This window comes from Kitasatospora sp. NPDC096204, from assembly GCF_044763205.1.
Taxonomy (GTDB): Bacteria; Actinomycetota; Actinomycetes; order Streptomycetales; family Streptomycetaceae; genus Kitasatospora.
The window spans coordinates 296,106-313,561 of sequence record NZ_JBIWFT010000001.1 but is presented as its reverse complement, the minus strand read 5'-3'; the positions used below and the strand labels follow the sequence as shown (position 1 = coordinate 313,561).

Below are 17,456 nucleotides of genomic sequence, written 5' to 3'. Positions count from 1 at the left end.
CCCGGGAAACACCGTCGCTGGAGGCCTTGTTCCGACTCACCCTCCGTGATCGGGGCCACTCTCCGTGATGCCGGTGCGATGCGGACCGCCCGCCCCCGGAGGTGGCGGGTCGGCGGGCGGCGTGGACGGCGGGCCGGCGGCAGCCGTGGGCGTCGCGGACACCGTCCGGGAGAGCCACTGCCGGATCGCCTCCGCCGTCGTGGCCACGTGCTCGTCCAGGATCGAGTGGTGGTCACCCGGCACGTCGCCGACGCGCAGGTGCAGGGTGGGGACGCTCGTCTCCCCCGGCCGGTCCAGGAAGATGCGGGCGTACGCGCCCATCGCCGCGAGGCCGGGCTCGTCCAGCCCGAGCGCGCTGCGGACCGGCAGCTCGGTGAGCCACTGCTCGTCCCGGACGGGATGGGTGTCCACCAGCACCACCGCCTCGGCGCCGATCTCCTCCGCGGCCTCCTCCGCGACGGCCTGCGCGACCAGGCCACCGGTGGAGCGGCCCAACAGCACCACCGGTCGGCCGAGTCGACGGATCGAGGCGGCATGGGCCCGGACCAGGGCCGCCACGTCCACCGGGACGGGTCCGCCGTCGTACCCCGGGTGCGGAAGCACCCACAGGCCCGGCAGGTGCCGGGCGAGGGCGCCGTACTCCCCGGGGGGAGAGGCGAAGGCGGGGAAGCAGACGATGGCCGGGCCCTCGCCGCTGTCTCGGCCGTCCTCGCCGAGCCGCTGCGGGGCGACGGACGGGAGCGTCGCCGACGAGGGCAGCGCCCACGACGCCGAGACGAGCAGGTGCATCGCCTCCCGGGGCCGGCCAAGCTCGCACAGCCTGCGGTAGAGGAAGGCGAGCGACCCCGGGGCCGGCGGCGGGCGCAGCTGCTCGGCGAGGGCCCTGGGGGTGGCGGCGTCGAACACCACCGTGGCGGACAGGCGCAGGCCGGTCCGCTCCTCCAGCCGGTTGCGCAGCTCGATCGAGGTCAGCGAGTCGAAGCCGAGGTCGGGGATCGGGGTGTCCGGGTGCACGTCCGGGTAGCTGAGGACGGCGGCGACCTCGGCGCACACCATCTCCAGGATGTCGGCCGGCGCGGCCGGTCGCGGTGTGCTCCGGGCCTCCGGCCCGGGCGGGCGGTCGAAGGCGATCGGCACCAGGACCGGCTCGTCGGCGCCGAGCGCCGCCTCCAGGAGCGCCACGCCCTCGGCGGGCGTGAGGGGCGGCGGGCCGGAGGCGGCCGTCCGGCCGGCCGTCATCCCGACCGTCCACGGGCCCCAGGCCAGGGAGAGCGCGGGAAGGCCCGACCGCCGGCGGTGGCGTGCGAGTTCGTCCAGGTAGCCGTTGGCCGCCGCGTAGTTGGCCTGCCCGGCGTGGCCGAGCACACCGGCCGCCGAGGAGAACAGCACGAAGGCGTCCAGGTCGCGGTGTGCGGTCAACTCGTGGAGGTGCCAGGCGGCTTCGGCCTTGGGGCGCCAGACCGTCCGCAGTCGCTCCGGGGTCATCGCTGCCAGGATCCCGTCGTCGAGCACTCCGGCGGTGTGCACGACGGCCCGCAGGTCCTCGATCGAGTCGACCAGATCGGCCAGTGCCGCCCGGTCGGTGACATCCAAACGCGTCTCGCCGCTGCGACTGGCGACCACGACGCGCACGCCCTTGCCCCACAGGTGGTCGGCGACCGCCCGGCCCAGCGCGCCGCCGCCGGTGATCAGGACGGTTCCCCGCCAGGGGAAGCCGGTCGGTCCGCCGGGCACCCGGAGCAGGTCCGCGCGCTCGGACACCGTCTCGGCCCGCCCGTCGCGGAGTTCGGCCAGGGTGAACCGGCCGGGGTGCTCCGCCTGCGCCGTCCGGACCAGGCCGGCCACCGCCGCTCCGGCGAGGTCCCCCGGCCGCACCAGGACGGTGAGGTGCTCGTCACCGGCCGTCTGCAGCTCCCGCAGGGCGAGTGCCAAGGCCTCGGGTGCGTCGCCCGGCAGCACCTCGTGGACCCGCCCGGGTGGCCGACCCGGTGTCCGGTGCCACTCCGGGCGGAACAGCGCGCCCCGGCCGGTCCCGGTCGCGGCCCCGGCCCCGGCTCCGTTCGCGGTCGCGGCCCCCGCCCCGGCCCAGGCCTCGTTCGCGGTCTTCCGCACGGTGATCGAGTCGACGGACGCCACCGGCCGGCCCGCCTGGTCGGCGACGGCGATCCGCCCCTCGCGGATGCGGACCCGCAGCCCCGTGGCGCCCCGCGCCGTCACGTGCACTCCATGCAGGGCGAACGGCACTCCCTCCGAGAGCAGCCGCGCCGGGTGCAGGGCCGCGTCGAACAGGGCGGGGTGGAGCGCGAACCGCCCCGCGTCCGGGAAGTCCCCGCGCACCTCGCCGAAGAGCTCGTCGCCGCGGCGCCACATCCGGTGCAGCCCGCGGAACGCCGGTCCGTAGTCGGCGTGGTCGACCTCGACCTCCTCGGCGCCGGGCGGGGGCCACGTGCCGAGGTCCGGCCACGGCGCGGGGTGGGAGTCGCGGGGGCCGCCGGAGGTCAGCCGGCCGACGGCGCAGCGGACTCCGTTCGCGTACACCTCGAACGGCCTCGCGCCGTCGGCCTCCTGGCGTACGACGACCTCGGCGCGCCGGGTCCCCGGCAGGGGCATCGCCGTGTGCAGGACCAGTTCGTCGACGGTGTCGCAGCCGGCCCGCTCCCCGGCGTACAGCACCGCCTCCAGGATCGCGGTGGCGGGCACGATCGCCGTCCCGTCGACGACGTGGTCGCGCAGCCACCCGGCGGTGAGGTCGGCGGTGCAGACCACCTCCCCGGAGCCGGGCACGACGACGGTCGACTCGATCAGCGGGTGCTCGGTGACGCGGTCGAGCCAGTAGCGCCGGCGCTGGAAGGCGTGGGTGCCGCGCAGCCTGGCCACCGCCCGCTCGGGGTCGGTGGTGGGGATGACGCCCTCGCCGGGCACGGCGGGCCTGGCACCCGGGCCCAGGTCGACCAGAGTGGCGCCGGCGACCGTCGCCACCTGGTCGGCGAGGCCGTCCCGCTCGTGCAGGTGCCGCGCCCAGTGGTCCGGATCGTCCGGGCGGGCGCCGACGAGCGGGATGAGCGGCGGGTGGTACGTCAGGCTCCCCGCCACCTCCGCGAACTCCGCCGACCCGTGGGCGGTGAGCAGCCTCGCCGCGTCGGGCAGGGACAGCACGCCCGCGACGTGGGCCGCCGCGATCTGCCCGACGCCGTGCCCGAGCAGCGCGTCCGGGCGGTACCCCCAGGACTCCAACAGGCGGAACAGCGCCACCTCGTGGGCGAAGACGGCCGCCCGGTCGAGGTCCGTCCGAAACGCAGAGCCGGTGCCGACCGCCGCGCCCGGCGCCGGTTCCAGGTGGGCGCGCGCCTCCTCGAAGGCCGCGGCGAACACCGGGTACCGGGCGGCCGGGCCGGGAACAGGGCCGGGCGTCCGCGCCCCCTCCCCCGGGAACAGGAACGCCACCCGCAGCTGCTCGTACTCCTCGACGATCACGTGCGCATTGGTCCCGGAGATCCCGAAGGCGGAGACTCCGGCACGGCGCGGCCGGTTCCGGGCCGGCCCGGCCACCGGTCCTGACCCCGAGCCGGACGGCGCCCCGGACGACGCCGCGGACTCCGAGCCTGACGACGCCCCGGGCTCCGCCCCCGGCTCCGGCCAGGGCATCGGCTCGGTGACCAGCCGGACCGCGCCGGCCGACCAGTCGACGCGCGGGGTGGGCTCTCCGACGTGCAGCGTGGCGGGCACGGTGCGGTGCCGCATCGCCATCACGGACTTGATCACGCCGGCGACCCCGGCGGCCGCCTGGGTGTGCCCGAGGTTGGACTTGACCGTGCCGACCAGGACCGGCGTCGACCGGCCCTGCCCGTAGGTGGCGAGCAGCGCGGCCGCCTCGATCGGGTCGCCCAGGGCGGTGCCGGTTCCGTGGGCCTCGACCACGTCCACATCGGCGCCGGTCAGCCCGGCATCGGCCAGCGCCTGCTGGATCACGGCCGCCTGCGCGGGGCCGCTGGGCGCCGTGAGGCCGTTGGAGGCCCCGTCCTGGTTGACGGCGGAGCCGCGCAGCAGGGCCAGGACCGGGTGGCCGTTGCGCAGCGCGTCGGAGACCCGTTCGAGGACCAGCAGCCCCACGCCCTCCGACCAGGCGGTGCCGTCGGCGGCCGCGGAGAACGGCTTCACCCGGCCGTCCGGGGCCAGGCCGCGCTGCCGGCTGAACACGACGAAGCTGTCCGGCGTGGCCATGACGGTCGCGCCGCCGGCCAGGGCCAGGTCGCACCGGCCGTCGCGCAGGGCGTCCGCCGCGAGGTGCAGGGCGACCAGCGAGGAGGAGCAGGCGGTGTCCAGGGTGAGCGCCGGCCCCTGCAGGCCCAGGCCGTAGGCGATCCTCCCGGAGGCCACGCTGCCCGCCGCGCCCAGGGCGAGCTGGGATTCGAGGTGGTGCGCGGTGCCGCGGAAGCGGCCGGCGTAGTCGTTGTACATCACGCCGACGAACACGCCGGTGTTGCTGCCCCGCAGTGAGGCGGGCTCGATGCCCGCCCGTTCGAACGCCTCCCAGGACGTCTCCAGCAGCAGCCGCTGCTGCGGATCGGTGGCCAGGGCCTCGCGCGGGGACATCCGGAAGAACGCCGCGTCGAAGTCGGCCGCGCCGTCGAGGAAGCCGCCGCGGGTGACGTAGCTGGTGCCGAGGTGGTCCGGATCCGGGTGGAACAGTTCGTCCAGGGGCCAGCCCCGGTCCGTGGGGAATCCGGTGATCGTGTCCCGGCCGGCGGCGACCACCCGCCAGAGGTCCTCGGGGCTGCTGATCCCGCCGGGGTAACGGCAGGCCATGCCCACGATCGCGATCGGCTCGGTGGCCGCCTGGCGGACGGGCGGCGGCGGGCCGGCGGCCGCGCCCGTGAGGTGGTCGGCGACGGCGCGGGGCGTGGGGTGGTCGAACACCAGGGAGGGCGGCGGTGCGACGCCCAGTTCGGCGGCCAGCCGGTCCCGCAGCCGGACGGTGCCGAGCGAGTCCAGGCCGACCTCGGCGAACGGCTGGTCCGCCCCGGGCGCTCGACCGGTGATCGCCGCCGTCTCCCGGCGGACCGCGTCGAGCACGTACTGGAACCGGAGCCGGCGCCGGACCGGCTTGCCGGTGGCGGTCCGCGGGATCCGGCTGACCGGGCGGATCCCGGCCGGCACCCGGTGCGCCGGCAGCAGGCGGCGACAGAGGGCCAGCAGCGCCGCCGGATCCGCGTCGCCCACGACGTAGGCGACGGGCACCTCGCCGAGCACCGCGTCGGGTTCGCCCGTCACGGCCGCCTCCCGGACGCCGGGACTGCCGGCCAGGACCCGCTCGATCTCGGCCGGGTGGATGTTCTCCCCACCGCGGATGATCACTTCGCCCGCCCGGCCGGTCACCACCAGCCGGCCGTTCTCCTGGTGGCCGAGGTCTCCGGTGGCGTGCCACCGCTCGGACCCGGGCATCCGCAGCCGGATCTCGCCGTTCTCGAAGCGGAGGTCGATCCCGGGCAGGACGACGCCGTCGACGGCGATCTTCCCGGCGGCCTCGGTGCTGCCGTAACCGTCGTGCAGTTCCCGGCCGACCGTGCGGCGGAACCTGGCCCGCAGCTCCTCGGGCAGCGGGGCCCCGGCGGACAGGCACAGCGGCGGCAACGGTGCCCCGGCGTCCAGGAGTTGACCGAAGACCGTCGGCACGCCCGCCAGGGCCGTGAACGGCGTGCGGTGGAGCAGGGCGGCGGCCGCGTCCACGGTGAAGCGGTCCATCACGTGGGCGCTCGCGCCCAGGGCCAGGACGCCCACCACGCACATCGAGTGCCCGAACGCGTGGAACAGCGGCAGTGGCCAGAGCAGGTCATCGTCGCCGGTCATGCCCAGCAGCCCCCGGTATGCGTGGTCGGCCGAGCGGAGCCAGGCCCCTTGCGTCGACAGCACGCCCTTCGGCTCCCCGCTGGTCCCCGAGGTGTAGTGGAGCCAGGCGGGCTCGTCCGGTGCGAGGTCGTCCCGCGGCCGGTCACGGGTGGCCACGAGCAGCTCGTCCACCGTCACCACGCGGACCCCGGCCACCCGCCGCACCAGCGCCAGGTGTTCGCGGTCGGTGACCACCAGCCCGGCGCCGCTGTCCTCCAGACGGGACCTGAGCTCGTCGTCGCCGCCGCGCGGGTCGAGCGGGACACCGACCGCGGCCGCGCGGCAGACGCCGAGGGTGGCCGCGATCGCGGGCACTCCGTTGGACAGGAGCAGCGCCACCCGGCTGCCGCGGTCGACGCACAGGTTGCCGGCCACCCGGGCGGTGCGGCGAGCGAGTTCGCCGTAGTCGACCGCGCCGTCGGCATCGGCGAAGGCGGTCTTGCGTTCGCGGTCGGCGGCGTGACGGAGGATCAGCTCTTGCATCGTGCACCTCTGAGGGTCGGTGGACGAAGTCTTAGCACACGCCTCCGACAACTCTCCGTGCACAGGCGGGAGGGCGGGCCACCAGGCCCGCCCTCCCGTCGTGCACGATCACCCGGTCACGGTGCCGGAGTCACCTGGAGCGGGTCCGACACCGACTGCACCGTCATGCCGGGGAACTCGCCGCCGAACCCGACGGTGTTGAGGGCGACGACCCGGTAGAGGTACGGCGTGGTCACCGGCGCCGCCAGGTCGACGAAGGTGCGGGTGCCGTGGGTGTTGGACTGGTCCAGTGGCGACTCGACCGTCCCGGCGTCAACCCAGGTGGTTCCGCCGTCACTCGTCCGCTGGACGACGAAGGAGGTCTCGTTGATCGAGTTGTCCTGCCAGTCCAGCCGGATTCGGGCGTTGCCGCCGGTGCCCATGACGGTCGACGTGAGCCCGCTCGGTTTCGTCGGCGGCAGGGCCAGCAGCTGGGGGCGCATCATGTCCATCTCCTCGTGACTGAGGATGTGGCAGTGGATGACGTACTCCCAGCCGAAGTTGACCAGCCGGTTGGTGATGGCCGCCGTCGGGTTGCCCTGCGGATCGGTGTTGTTGAACATCGCCGTGCTGCCGAGCGGCATCGTCGGGTCGAGTGGCCGGACGGAGTTCGGCACTTCGAACGGCACCGTCGGCACGGTCGGCCGCAGCGCGACGATCGTGTCCTCCAGTGGGCTCATCCGCACGGTGTCCTTCCAGCCCAGCTCGTTGGCGTCGGGTTTGATGACGATGTTGTCCCAGGTCACCCGGTTGAGGACCTGGACGTCGTAGAGGTGGAAGTGCATCGGGTGGGTGTCCACCCCGTTGTGGGTGAACCGCCAGATCTGCGTTCCGTCCGCGCCGGTGCCGATCGGTGTCACCTTCGCGTCCGCCCTGGGCAGGGCGGTGCCGTCGATCAGCTCGGTCGGCGGGTTGACGTACGGGTACAGCGTGACGTTCTGCGCCCCCGGCGTCGGCGGCGAGGCCTCGACGCCGAGGTTGGCCGACATCCGGCCGTACTCGTCGAAGGTCGAGGCGTTCATCTCGTCGTGGATGGCCTTCGGTTGTAGCGGCATCGAGGTCTTGGCGGTGGGCGCCCTGAGCGTGTTGAAGCCGAACGTGGACGTGTCGTTCACCCGGACCAGGCCGTCGCAGGTCTTGACCGAGCCGTTCTTGACGTTGCAGTTGCTGCCGGCCGCGAAGCCGGTGCCGTAGGCCGAGTTGTAGGCCGCCTGTCCGACGATCACCGGGTTCTGCCCGGACTCGAAGACGCCGGAGCCGTCCGCGTGGTGCTTGAAGGCGGCCTGCAGCTTCGCCAGGTTGAAGGTCGGCGCGGGTGCGGTGTCCGCGATGGTCACCTGCATGACGGTGCGGGTGTTGGGGCCGTAGCCCGGCAGGATCTTCGGTGCGCCGCCGGACTGGGTGAGGTCGGGGGCGCCCGTGTAGTAGTCGTACGACGAGATGCGCGCCGGGTAGGCGGCGGGCGCGTCGTTGTAGAGGATGAGCGTCTTGCCGGCGAACTTGGAGAAGTCCACCAGCACGTCGGCGCGTTCGGCCGGCGCGACGGTCAGCGAGTGCTTGTCCACGTTGCCGACGTCGAAGCGGGTCGGGTCGGTGATCCAGGTCGTCGGCTGCTGACCGTCGATGACGGCCGGCGCGGGCAGGAAGCCCCCCTCGCTGGCGATCTGGATCCAGTCCGGCCCGGCGGCGTCGTTGTTGGCGTCCGCCGGGGTGGGTGACACGTTCGGGTCGGTCTGCGCGGCCGCCAGCTCGTCCGCGTTCAGCGCCACCTCGGTCGTACCGTCGCCCTGCTTCGGATCGGCCTTGTACCACTGGAAGTTGAAGAACCGGTCGTTCGCGCCGTTGAGCAGCCGCAGCCGGTAGGTCTTCGGCTGCAGCGTCACCTTCGGGTAGGCGACGCCGTTGACGACGGGCGTGTCGTTGAACTGCTCCATGCCCATGGAGATGTTCGGCGTGCCGGGGATCTGCTCCGGCTCGCAGAACGGGGCGACCTGGTACTGCCAGGTGGACGGGTCGTCCAGCTTGCACTTCGGGTCGTGGTACGGGTTGGCGATCGGCCCGAACCTGGTGTCACCGGCCGGCGGCCAGAACCACGGCCCGTACATCCAGCGGCCGTACGAGCTCATGCCGGACGGGTCGCCCGGGTTCTGCGCCGGCATGTAGACGTGGTGGTACCAGAAGCTGCCCTTGCCGCCCCAGCGCTTGGCGTCCCAGGTCGGGTCCTGGCCGTAGGCGACGGTCCTGCCCGTGGCGTCCTTGCGGTCCCTGAGCTGCGCGTCGTCCGGAACGAAGGTGCGGTCCTGGACGAGCAGCGGGATGGTGTCGGCCGCGCCCGGGATGGTGCCGCCGGAGACCAGGGCCTTCTCGGTGTCGTCGGTGATGGTGTAGCCCGCGGCCTCGCCGGCGTACACGTTCAGCCGGGTGATGCCGTAGCTGTGGTCGTGGTAGAACATCAGCCGCGCGCTCTGCTGGTTGGTGTAGTAGAAGGTCGAGCAGCCGTCGTCCTTCGCCTCGCAGAGCGTCGCCCCGGTGGCGTCCACCATGTCCGGCACGTTCTGCACGCTGACGCCCTGCGGCCACGACGTGGTCTCGCCGGCCGGGGTGATCCACTGGTGCGGGGTGCCGTCGCTGATCCACGGTGTGACGCCGCCGTGCAGGTGCAACGTGGCCCGGTTGTCCGTGAAGCAGCCGGACTTGTCGTCGGTGCACGGGGGGTTGCGCACCGCGTCCGTGACGGTGCCGTCGTTCTTCGGCGGGGGCATCGTCATCGGGACCATGCCGGCTCCCATGCCGCTGCTGTCCACCGGCAGGAACAGGTTGCCGTCGGCGCCCTTCGGGAGCAGGTTGCGGAAGACGATCCGCACCGGCCGGTCCTTGGTCGCGGCGATGAGCGGGCCCATCCACTGCGGTGAGGCCACGCCCGTGTACGGCAGCGGCTGCCTGGTGCCGTCCATCAGCTCGTTGTAGAGCGGGACCTTCCGTCCCGGCACCGCGTCCGTGGACAGCTGGACGTAGCCCCGCACCAGGGTCGGCGGCAGGTCGGAGGAGAACCGGGTGAGGTACTGCACGAGGCCGATGACGTACTCGTCGGCCGGCTTGCCACTGGTGGTGACGGGCTCCGGCACGCCCACCGGGATGAACTTCTCCGAGGGCTTCGTCGACGGCGCCTGCAGCTGGGCGACGTCGGGGCAGCCGGTGCCGTTCGTCCCGGGGTCGCAGGTCAGCGGCAGGGTGTCCTGGAACTTCTTCATCCCGACGGTGAGGTAGCCGGCTCCCGGGTCGGTGACCTCGATCCCGCTGATCGCGCCGCTGTCCGTCACGGCCGTCGCCGCCGCCCCGGTGCCGCCCCTGCCCGTCGGGTCGGTGACGGTGACGTCGGGCGCCGCGGTGTAGTCGGAGCCGATCCCGCCCACCGTGACGGCGAGCAGCTTCAGGCTGGCGACGGCCGTCGCCTTCGTCGCGCCCTTGATCGGGTCGGACAGCGTCCCGTTGCGGATCACGACGCCGGGTGCGGTGCCGTAGCCGCTGCCGGGCTCGTCGACGGTCACCTTGGTGACCGTGCCGTCCGCGGTGAGGTCGGCCGGGTCGACGTGCCCCTTGGCCGCGGTGCCGTTCGGGTCGTCGGGAAGGTCGAAGTCGACCGTCGGCATGGTGTAGCCGGCCCCGCCGTCCGTGACCGTCACGGCGTCCACCCCGCCGGAGGCCGTCGCGGTGGCGCCGCTGCCGCCGCCTCCGGTGATGCCGACCGCGAAGCCGCCGTAGCCGCTGCCGGCCGCGCCGACGGTGAGGCCGACCACGCTCCCGGTCGTCTTGACGGTGGCCTTCGCGGTCGCCGTCGTGCTGCCGCCGCCGACGGTGACGGTGGTCGCGCCCGCGACGTAGTGGCGCCCGGGGGACGTCACCTCGATGCTCGCGATGCCGCCGGTCCGCGGGTCCACCGTGGCCGTCGCCGTGGCTCCGGTCCCGGTGGTCGCCGGGAGCACCTGCGCCCCGAAGGAGTACGTCCGGTCCTGCGCCGGGTAGCGCGGGTAGGCGGCCGAACCGAGCGTCACCGTGCCGCCCGCGGCCGGCGGCACGTTGGTCGGCGGATTCGTGGTGCCGTCGACGCCGGCCGGGTACAGGAAGGCGTCGGTGGCGGCGCCGACGCCGGTGTCGACCGGGATGCCCTGACCGTAGAAGCCGATGCGGTCGCCGGCCTGCACGGCGACGTCGGGGACGTCGTACGTCGCGACCTCCCCGGCCGCCGCGGTCGGCTTGGGCACCGTCCTCGGCCCGCTGTCGGCCACGACGGTGTACGTGTCCGGCGCGCCCGTCGGCCGCAGGACGTAGGCGTGGAAGAGCCCGCCCTCGGAGGTCGAGGGGCTGCCCGCGGGCTTGGCCTGGTTCCAGGTCCGGAAGCTCCTGAGGGTGCCGGCCGGCAGCGGGGAGCCGCCGAGCACGACGAGGACCGGCCCCAGGGTGCCCGGCGGGGTCGCGAAGTCCGTCGCGAACGCCCGGTCGACCAGCGGGTTTCCGACCTCCATCACGGTGGACGCGATGGACACCTCGGCCGTCGACCGGGTCAGCGGACTGTTGGCCCAGTTCGCCCACGGGCCGAAGTAGTGCGGCGCCTTGGTCTCGTCCGTCGCACTGCTCGGCCCGCCGGCGGCGGCCTCCGGCACCAGTGGCAGCGGCGACGGCGGCAGGCCCACCAGGGCCGCCACCACCGCCCCGACGCCGATCAGTGCGGCGGTGCGCCGTGTGCGCCGTGCCGACGTCCTCATTGTCTGTTCGGTGAACACACCTTTCCTCTCCCCTTGGCGGTCTGCCCCCGCTCGCGTGCTCGGGTGACGCGCGCGCGACAAGTCTGTGGTCGAACCGCCGGGAGTGGAGCGAAGATGACAGGCTTATCATCCGACTGTCATGCCAGGTGTGGCGCTTATAGGATCCGACGCAGCCGCAGACGGCAGCCCTGGGGGCGATGCGGCGAGGGGAGGAGGCACCAGCCCATCATGGCCCGGCTGTTGGTCGTCGAGGACGAAGCACGGCTACGCGCCTACCTCAAGCGCGCCCTGGAGGCCGACGGTCACGTCGTCGACGGCGCGGGATCCGGCCCGGACGCCGTGCAGCGCCTGCGGGACGACGAGTTCGACCTGGTCGTGCTCGACCTCATGCTGCCGGGGTACGACGGCTTCGAGGTGATGCGGCGCGCCTTCGACCGCCGGCCCGACCAGCGGGTCCTCGTCCTGTCCGCCGTGGTGGACGTCGCCACCCGGGTCCGCTGCCTGCGGCTCGGCGCCGTCGACTTCCTCGGCAAGCCCTTCGCGACCGCGGAGCTGGTGGAGCGCGCCCGGACCAGGCTCCGCGCGCCGTCCGCCGGCATGGTCCAGCGCTGGCTCCACGTCGGGCCGGCCGCCCTCGACCTCGAACGGCAGGCGCTCAGCCTCGCCGGGAGGGAAGTACCCCTGTCGCACCGCGAGTTCATGCTGCTGGGACACCTGATGCGGCGCGCCGGGGAGGTGTGCAGCCGGCGCGAACTGCTCGCGAGCGTCTGGGGCCACACCGACGACCTCGGGAGCAACGTGGTCGACGCGACGGTCCGCCGGATCCGCGGCAAGGTGCCCCGGCCGGTGATCGAGACGGTGCGCAACGTCGGGTACGCCTTCAGTGCCGGCTGAGCGTCCCGGGCGGCTGGTCTTCGCCGGCTGGGTGCTGTTCGCCGGCTGCAGCCAGCTGTTGCTGCTCGTCGAACCCGCCCTCGAGACCGTGGTGTTCCACCTCGTGTGGATCAGCATGTCCATCGTCTACGGCCTCCAGAACTGGTCGGCCCGTCGCACCTCCGCCGTGCTGGCCGCGGTCACGCTGGTCACCGGCGCCGCACTGGGCCGGTTCATCGCGCAGGGCCGCGCCGAGTGGGACGAGCTCGCCGAGGTGCCGCTGATGGCGCTGGTCTTCCTCAGCATGGTCTGGCACGTCCGACGGCGGGCCGCCGCCCTCGCGCAGACCCGGGAACTCGTCGAGCGCGAGCGCCGCGCCCAGGAGGTCAAGGAGCTGTTCGTGCGCAACTGCTCGCACGAGATGCGCACGCCGATCACGGTGGCCCGCTGCTACGCGGAGATGGTCCGCGACGAGCTGTCGACCCCGGAGAGCAGGGACGACCTCGACGTCGTGGTGGACGAGCTGGACAAGCTCGGCGGCCTCGCCGGCCGGCTGCTCGTCCTGGCCGACGCCTACGAGCCCGCGATGTTCGAGTGGGCGCCCGTCGACCTCGGCGCCCTCCTGCGGCGCACCGTCCAGCGGTGGCGGCCCGCCTCGCACCGCGACTGGCTCCTGGACGCGCCCTCCGTCCTGGTCGAGGGCGACGAGTCCCGACTGGAGGCGGCCCTCGACGCCCTGGTGGAGAACGCCGTGAAGTTCACCGTGGACGGCGACACCGTCGCGCTGCGCTGCCGGGCGACCCGCGACAGCGCCGTGGTCGAGGTGGAGGACACCGGCATCGGCTTCGCCGGGTCGCGGGCCGACGACGGGAGCGGCCGGCCCCGGTCGTCGGGCCGCCCCGGCACCGGGCTCGGCCTGGCGATCGCGCGGGCCGTCGTCGAGGGCCACGGCGGCGCACTCACCGTCGTTTCCGAGCCGCCGGCCGGTGCGCTGCTCCGGATGACGCTGCCGCCGCACCCGCCGGCGGGCGGGCGGCGGGAGCCGTCGGACGCGCTCTGAGGCCCGGGCCACTGGAGCCCGGGCCGCCGGGGCCCCGGTCACCGGGGCCCGATCGGGGGCTACTTGGGGGCGGCCGCCATGGAGGAGCCCGCGTCCGCCACGGTGGAGCGGTAGAGACCCAGCTTGGGGTTCAGGACGCGCACGCCGCTGTCGAGTGGGAAGTTCCGGGTGTTCGCGAGCGGCATGTTGGTGCCGTCCTGGTCGACCAGCACGTTGAGTTCGTCGATGCCGGGGGCGGTGCCGGTGGTGGCGCCGCTCGGGTCGAGGTCGATCACCGCGTAGGCCTTCTGACCGGCCGGGACCGGGAAGCGCGAGGTGCCACTGGCGAGCACCGGCCGGATGTTCCCGCTCTGGTCGGCCGAGGTGGAGTTGCCCAGGTCGACCGCCGGGGAGGAGCTCAGAGTGCAGGCGCCGGCACCGGTGTTGTGCACCTCGATCACCCGCTGGCTCGGCGCCCCGGAGCGGACCGTCACCTGGATCGAGAGGTTCTGGATGTCACACGGGCGGGCGGCGGCGGCGCTCCCCCCGTCGGACTTGGTGCCGCCCGACGCGCTCGCGCCGGACGGCTTCGGCGGAGCGGGGTGCGACGGCGCCCCGGCGGCGGGCGCGCCGCCGGCCGTGGCGGCCGCGGAAGGCGTGGCGGCCACCGTGGCGGCCGCGGAGGCCGTCGAGCCGCCGGCCGCGTCGGTGTTCTCGGGTCCGCAGGCGGTCAGCGCGAGCCCCGCGCCGACGACGAGGACGGCGGAGGCGAGCAGCGGACGGCGGTTCCGGCGGACGGTCATGGTGGCTCCCCGATGGCGGTGCGTGCTGTTTGCGACGGACACACCACAGGACGGCCGGTCGACCGGTTCCGGTGCCACGAACGGCGTCACAATCGCCGGGACACGGCGGGGACCGGACTGTGACACACGATCAGGTGCGCCATGGTTGACATGCGCGCGGCCGTATGGACCCTCCGGCAGCCCGCCCCCGCCGGAGGGCTCAGCCCTGGTACTGGACGACGATCCTGGTGAAGTCGTACGGGGCCTGCGCGACGCCGCTGCACGCGTCGGCGTCCGTGCCGGAGCCGCAGGCGCGGTCGCGGTTGACGGACCAGAAGGAGAAGCGGGCGAGGTGGTGCTGCTGGGCGTAGCCGAGGATGGTGCGGAAGTCGCCGGTGGTGACGGTCTCCCCCGCCTCGTCGGTCTTCCCGTTCATCGAGGAGACGCCAATGTGCCGGTACGCCACGTCGTCGGTGTAGCCGTAGGCGCTCTTGACCGCCGCCTTGAGCCCGTCGAGCGCGCTCACCGTGGCCTGGCCCATGGTGCCGCTGTGGCCGCCGAAGTCGAAGGGCATCACCACCCAGCCGTCGTTCGCCAGGCCCGCGGCCGCGCCGCGCTTGATCAGGTCCTTGCCGTTGGCGTCCGGGCCGGTCGGCGTGGTGCCCAGGGTGACGTAGGTGACGATGCCGGGGTTCCTGGTCTTGACGATCTTCAGTGCGTCGACCACCCGCTGACGGACCGTCGCGTTGCCGAACTCGGTGTTCTCGATGTCGATGTCGAGCGCCTTCAGCCGGTAGGCGTCGATCACCTTCTGGTAGGCGCCGGCCAGCGCGCTCGCGCTGGAGCACTTCTCGCCGAGCTTGTTCCCGCTCCACCCTCCGACGGAGATCACGATGTCACCGCCGGCCGCCCGGATCGACTTGACGGCGGCCTCGTCGGAGCCCCCGGTGAGCGCCCGGCTGCCGTCCCACTTCGGGTTGCACCCGCCGTCGGAGAGGACGAAGGCCAGGGTGAACCACTTGACGCCGGTCGCCTTCATCACGTCGGTCGGCTTCTGCGGGTCGCCCCAGCCGAGGTACTCGTACGGCGCGGCGGCCATCCCGGGCACGGCCGCCGCGGCGGGAGCCGCGGGCACCGCCGCCGTCGCGGAGCCCGCGGGGGCCAGCAGGAGGGCGGCCGAGCCGAGGGCGGCGGCCAGCAGCGGGGCGGCGAGACGGACTCCCATGGTCGTGCGCATGCCAACTCGCTTTCGTCGATCCGTCAGATGCCTCACAGAATCGGGGTACCGGGCGCCCGGGTCAATGGCTTTCGTTAGGAAAGTTTCCCAACGGTGCGCCGGTGGCGGTCGCCCCACACGCCAACCTGCGCGTTTTTATTGCGAGTCGAGCACCACGGGCCCTTGCTAGGGTGGCCCGATGTCATCGGTCAAGAACTTCCAGGTCACCTTCGACTGCGCGGACCCGGTGCGCCTCGCTCGCTTCTGGGCCGAGGTGTTGGGGTACGTCGCACCGACGCCGGAGGAGTCCGAGGAGCCGGTGGACTGGTTCGCCTGCACCGACCCCTCAGGTGTCGGTCCTCGGCTGCTCTTCCAGCGCGTCCCCGAGGGCAAGGTCGTCAAGAACCGGGTCCACCTCGACGTGCGGGTCGGCACCGGGCTCGTGGGCGAGGAGCGGCTCGCCGTGCTCGAAGCCGAGTGCGCACGGCTGGTCGCCCTCGGCGCGGTGCGCGGCACCCTGCTGCTGGCCGACGGGGTGAACGAGTCCTGCCAGAACATGCAGGACGTCGAGGGCAACGAGTTCTGCCTCGACTGAGCGGCACGCCCGGGTGCGGCCCCGTCCCGCGGTGCGCGGGGCGGGGCCGCCGTGCGTCACTGCGACCCCGCCCAGGCATGGTAGGCGGCCACCGCGGTGGGCAGGGTGGGGAAGATCCGGTCGGCGCCGACGGACTCGCTCAGGCCGTACGCGTCGAGTTCGTCGCGCAGGTCCTGCTTGACCCGGGCCAGGGCGAAGACGATTCCCTGCGCGGCGAGTTCCAGCCTCAGGGCGTCCAGCGAGTCCAAGGCGGTGATGTCCACCTCGACGTTCGCCTCGGTGTTGAGGACGAACCACCGTACCGGCTCCGGCTGTTCGGCCAGGGCGGCGAGCGCCCGCCGCCTGAGGTCCTCCGCGTTGGCGAAGAACAGCGGGGAGTCGTAGCGGTAGACGAGCAGGCCGGGGACGGTCCGGGCCTCGGGGTAGTCGTCGACGTCGTGCATCCCGGCCACGCCCGGCACCAGGCCGAGCACCGCGTCGTGCGGTCTCGCGACCCGGCTGAGCAGTTCGGTCACCGACAGCCCGACCGCGACCAGGACGCCGTAGAGGATGTCCAGGGTCAGCACGCCGACCATGCAGCCGAGCGCCAGCAGCAGCTCACGGCGCCGGAACGAGGCCAGCCTGCGGAACCCGGCGAGGTCGATCATCCGCAGCGCGGCGAACACGACCAGGGCCCCCAGGACGGCGTCCGGCGTGTCGTGCAGCAGCGGGCTGAGGAACAGCAGCACGGCGACCACGCCGACGCCGGCGGTGAGCGCGTACAGCTGGCTGCGGCCGCCGGCCGACTCGGCCAGGGCGGTGCGGCTGGCGCTGCTGCTCACCGGGAAGCCCTGGAAGAACCCGGCACCGAGGTTGACCGCGCCGAGGCCCAGCAGTTCCTGGTTGGCGTCCAGCCGCCGCTCCTGCCCGGGCTTCTCGAAGGCGCGCGCGGTGAGGATGAAGTCGGTGTAGCCGACCAGCAGGATGCCCAGCGCCGGCATCAGCAGCCGGTTCAGCTCGCCGAGGTCCGGCAGCGCCGGGCGGGGCAGCCCGGCCGGGATCTCGCCGATCACCGCGAGGCCGTGGTCCTTCAGCGAGAACGCCGCCGAGATCGCGGTGCCGAGCACGACGGCCAGCAGCGGTCCCGGCAGCCGCGGGAGGAGGCGGGCCACCAGGAGCAGGAAGAGCAGGGTGGCGGCACTGAAGGCGACCGTCGACAGGTGGGCCTCGGTGATGTTCGACGCGAAGGACACCAGCTGCGGGAAGAACCCCTCCCCGCGCACGTCGACCCCGGTGAGCTTGGACAGCTGGTCCACGATCATGATCAGTGCCACGCCCGCGAGGTAACCGATCAGCACCGGCCGCGAGAGCAGGTCGGCGACGAAGCCGAGCCTGGCCAGCCAGGCCGCCACGCACAGCAGGCCGACCACGACGGCCAGGCTCGCGGCCAGGACGGCGTACCGGGCGGTGTCACCGCCGGCCATCGGGCCGACGACGGTGGCGGTCATCAGCGCCGTGGTCGACTCGGGCCCGACCGACAGCAGCCGGGACGAGCCGACGAGGGCGTACAGCACGATCGCGGGCAGGATCGCCCACAGCCCGGTGACCGGCGGCAGGCCCGCCACACTCCCGTACGCCATCACCTGGGGAACCAGGTAGGCCACCACCGTGGCACCGGCCACCAGGTCGCCCCGCAGCCAGGCGCGCCGGTAGCCGCGGAGCACCGCGAGTCCCGGCAGGGCCGGCACGATGCGGCGCCGGTCTCGGTCGGGGGCACCGGCGGCCATGCGTCTCCTCAGGG

The 17,456-nt window shown here is 73.7% G+C and carries 8 protein-coding genes; 3 read left to right on the top strand and 5 right to left on the bottom strand.

Features of this window, described 5'->3' with window-relative positions:
- Positions 1-36: 36 nt before the first annotated feature.
- Complete coding sequence (locus ACIQ87_RS01065) at positions 37-6,369, bottom strand: beta-ketoacyl synthase N-terminal-like domain-containing protein (protein ID WP_402399634.1); 6,333 nt, start codon at positions 6,367-6,369, stop codon at positions 37-39.
- Between the two features lie 116 nt (positions 6,370-6,485).
- Complete coding sequence (locus tag ACIQ87_RS01060) at positions 6,486-11,171, bottom strand: multicopper oxidase domain-containing protein (RefSeq protein WP_402399631.1); 4,686 nt, start codon at positions 11,169-11,171, stop codon at positions 6,486-6,488.
- 228 nt (positions 11,172-11,399) lie between these two features.
- Here ACIQ87_RS01060 and ACIQ87_RS01055 point away from each other — a divergent pair, with 228 nt between their 5' ends.
- Positions 11,400-12,065 carry a response regulator transcription factor gene (locus tag ACIQ87_RS01055; RefSeq protein WP_402399628.1) on the top strand — a complete coding sequence of 222 codons (666 nt, stop codon included), beginning with the start codon at positions 11,400-11,402 and terminating at the stop codon, positions 12,063-12,065.
- On the top strand, positions 12,055-13,104 hold the full coding sequence (locus tag ACIQ87_RS01050) for a sensor histidine kinase (RefSeq protein WP_402399625.1): 1,050 nt from the start codon (positions 12,055-12,057) through the stop codon (positions 13,102-13,104). The genes ACIQ87_RS01055 and ACIQ87_RS01050 overlap by 11 nt, the downstream gene beginning before the upstream one ends.
- 59 nt (positions 13,105-13,163) lie before the next feature.
- On the opposite strand, the gene ACIQ87_RS01045 is transcribed toward ACIQ87_RS01050, so the two are convergent.
- Positions 13,164-13,886: a DUF4232 domain-containing protein gene (locus tag ACIQ87_RS01045; protein WP_402399623.1), complete on the bottom strand. Its 723-nt coding sequence runs from the start codon at positions 13,884-13,886 to the stop codon at positions 13,164-13,166.
- Between the two features lie 199 nt (positions 13,887-14,085).
- Positions 14,086-15,102: a chitinase gene (locus tag ACIQ87_RS01040; RefSeq protein WP_402399620.1), complete on the bottom strand. Its 1,017-nt coding sequence runs from the start codon at positions 15,100-15,102 to the stop codon at positions 14,086-14,088.
- A gap of 178 nt (positions 15,103-15,280) precedes the next feature.
- Between ACIQ87_RS01040 and ACIQ87_RS01035 the strand changes: the two genes are divergently transcribed.
- Entirely contained in the window at positions 15,281-15,676 is a 396-nt protein-coding gene (locus tag ACIQ87_RS01035) for a VOC family protein (protein WP_402399618.1), read from the top strand.
- A 56-nt stretch (positions 15,677-15,732) separates the two neighbouring features.
- On the opposite strand, the gene ACIQ87_RS01030 is transcribed toward ACIQ87_RS01035, so the two are convergent.
- The gene (locus tag ACIQ87_RS01030) at positions 15,733-17,442 is read right to left on the bottom strand and encodes a SulP family inorganic anion transporter (protein ID WP_402399615.1); all 1,710 of its coding nucleotides are present in this window, start codon (positions 17,440-17,442) and stop codon (positions 15,733-15,735) included.
- Positions 17,443-17,456 lie beyond the last annotated feature (14 nt).

What these genes read in the sequence shown, in the direction of transcription:
- ACIQ87_RS01065 (WP_402399634.1), bottom strand. Translation starts at nt 6,369, where the DNA reads ATGCAAGAGCTGATCCTCCGTCACGCCGCCGACCGCGAACGCAAGACC.
- ACIQ87_RS01060 (WP_402399631.1), bottom strand. Translation starts at nt 11,171, where the DNA reads ATGAGGACGTCGGCACGGCGCACACGGCGCACCGCCGCACTGATCGGC.
- ACIQ87_RS01055 (WP_402399628.1), top strand. Translation starts at nt 11,400, where the DNA reads ATGGCCCGGCTGTTGGTCGTCGAGGACGAAGCACGGCTACGCGCCTAC.
- ACIQ87_RS01045 (WP_402399623.1), bottom strand. Translation starts at nt 13,886, where the DNA reads ATGACCGTCCGCCGGAACCGCCGTCCGCTGCTCGCCTCCGCCGTCCTC.
- ACIQ87_RS01040 (WP_402399620.1), bottom strand. Translation starts at nt 15,102, where the DNA reads ATGCGCACGACCATGGGAGTCCGTCTCGCCGCCCCGCTGCTGGCCGCC.
- ACIQ87_RS01035 (WP_402399618.1), top strand. Translation starts at nt 15,281, where the DNA reads ATGTCATCGGTCAAGAACTTCCAGGTCACCTTCGACTGCGCGGACCCG.
- ACIQ87_RS01030 (WP_402399615.1), bottom strand. Translation starts at nt 17,442, where the DNA reads ATGGCCGCCGGTGCCCCCGACCGAGACCGGCGCCGCATCGTGCCGGCC.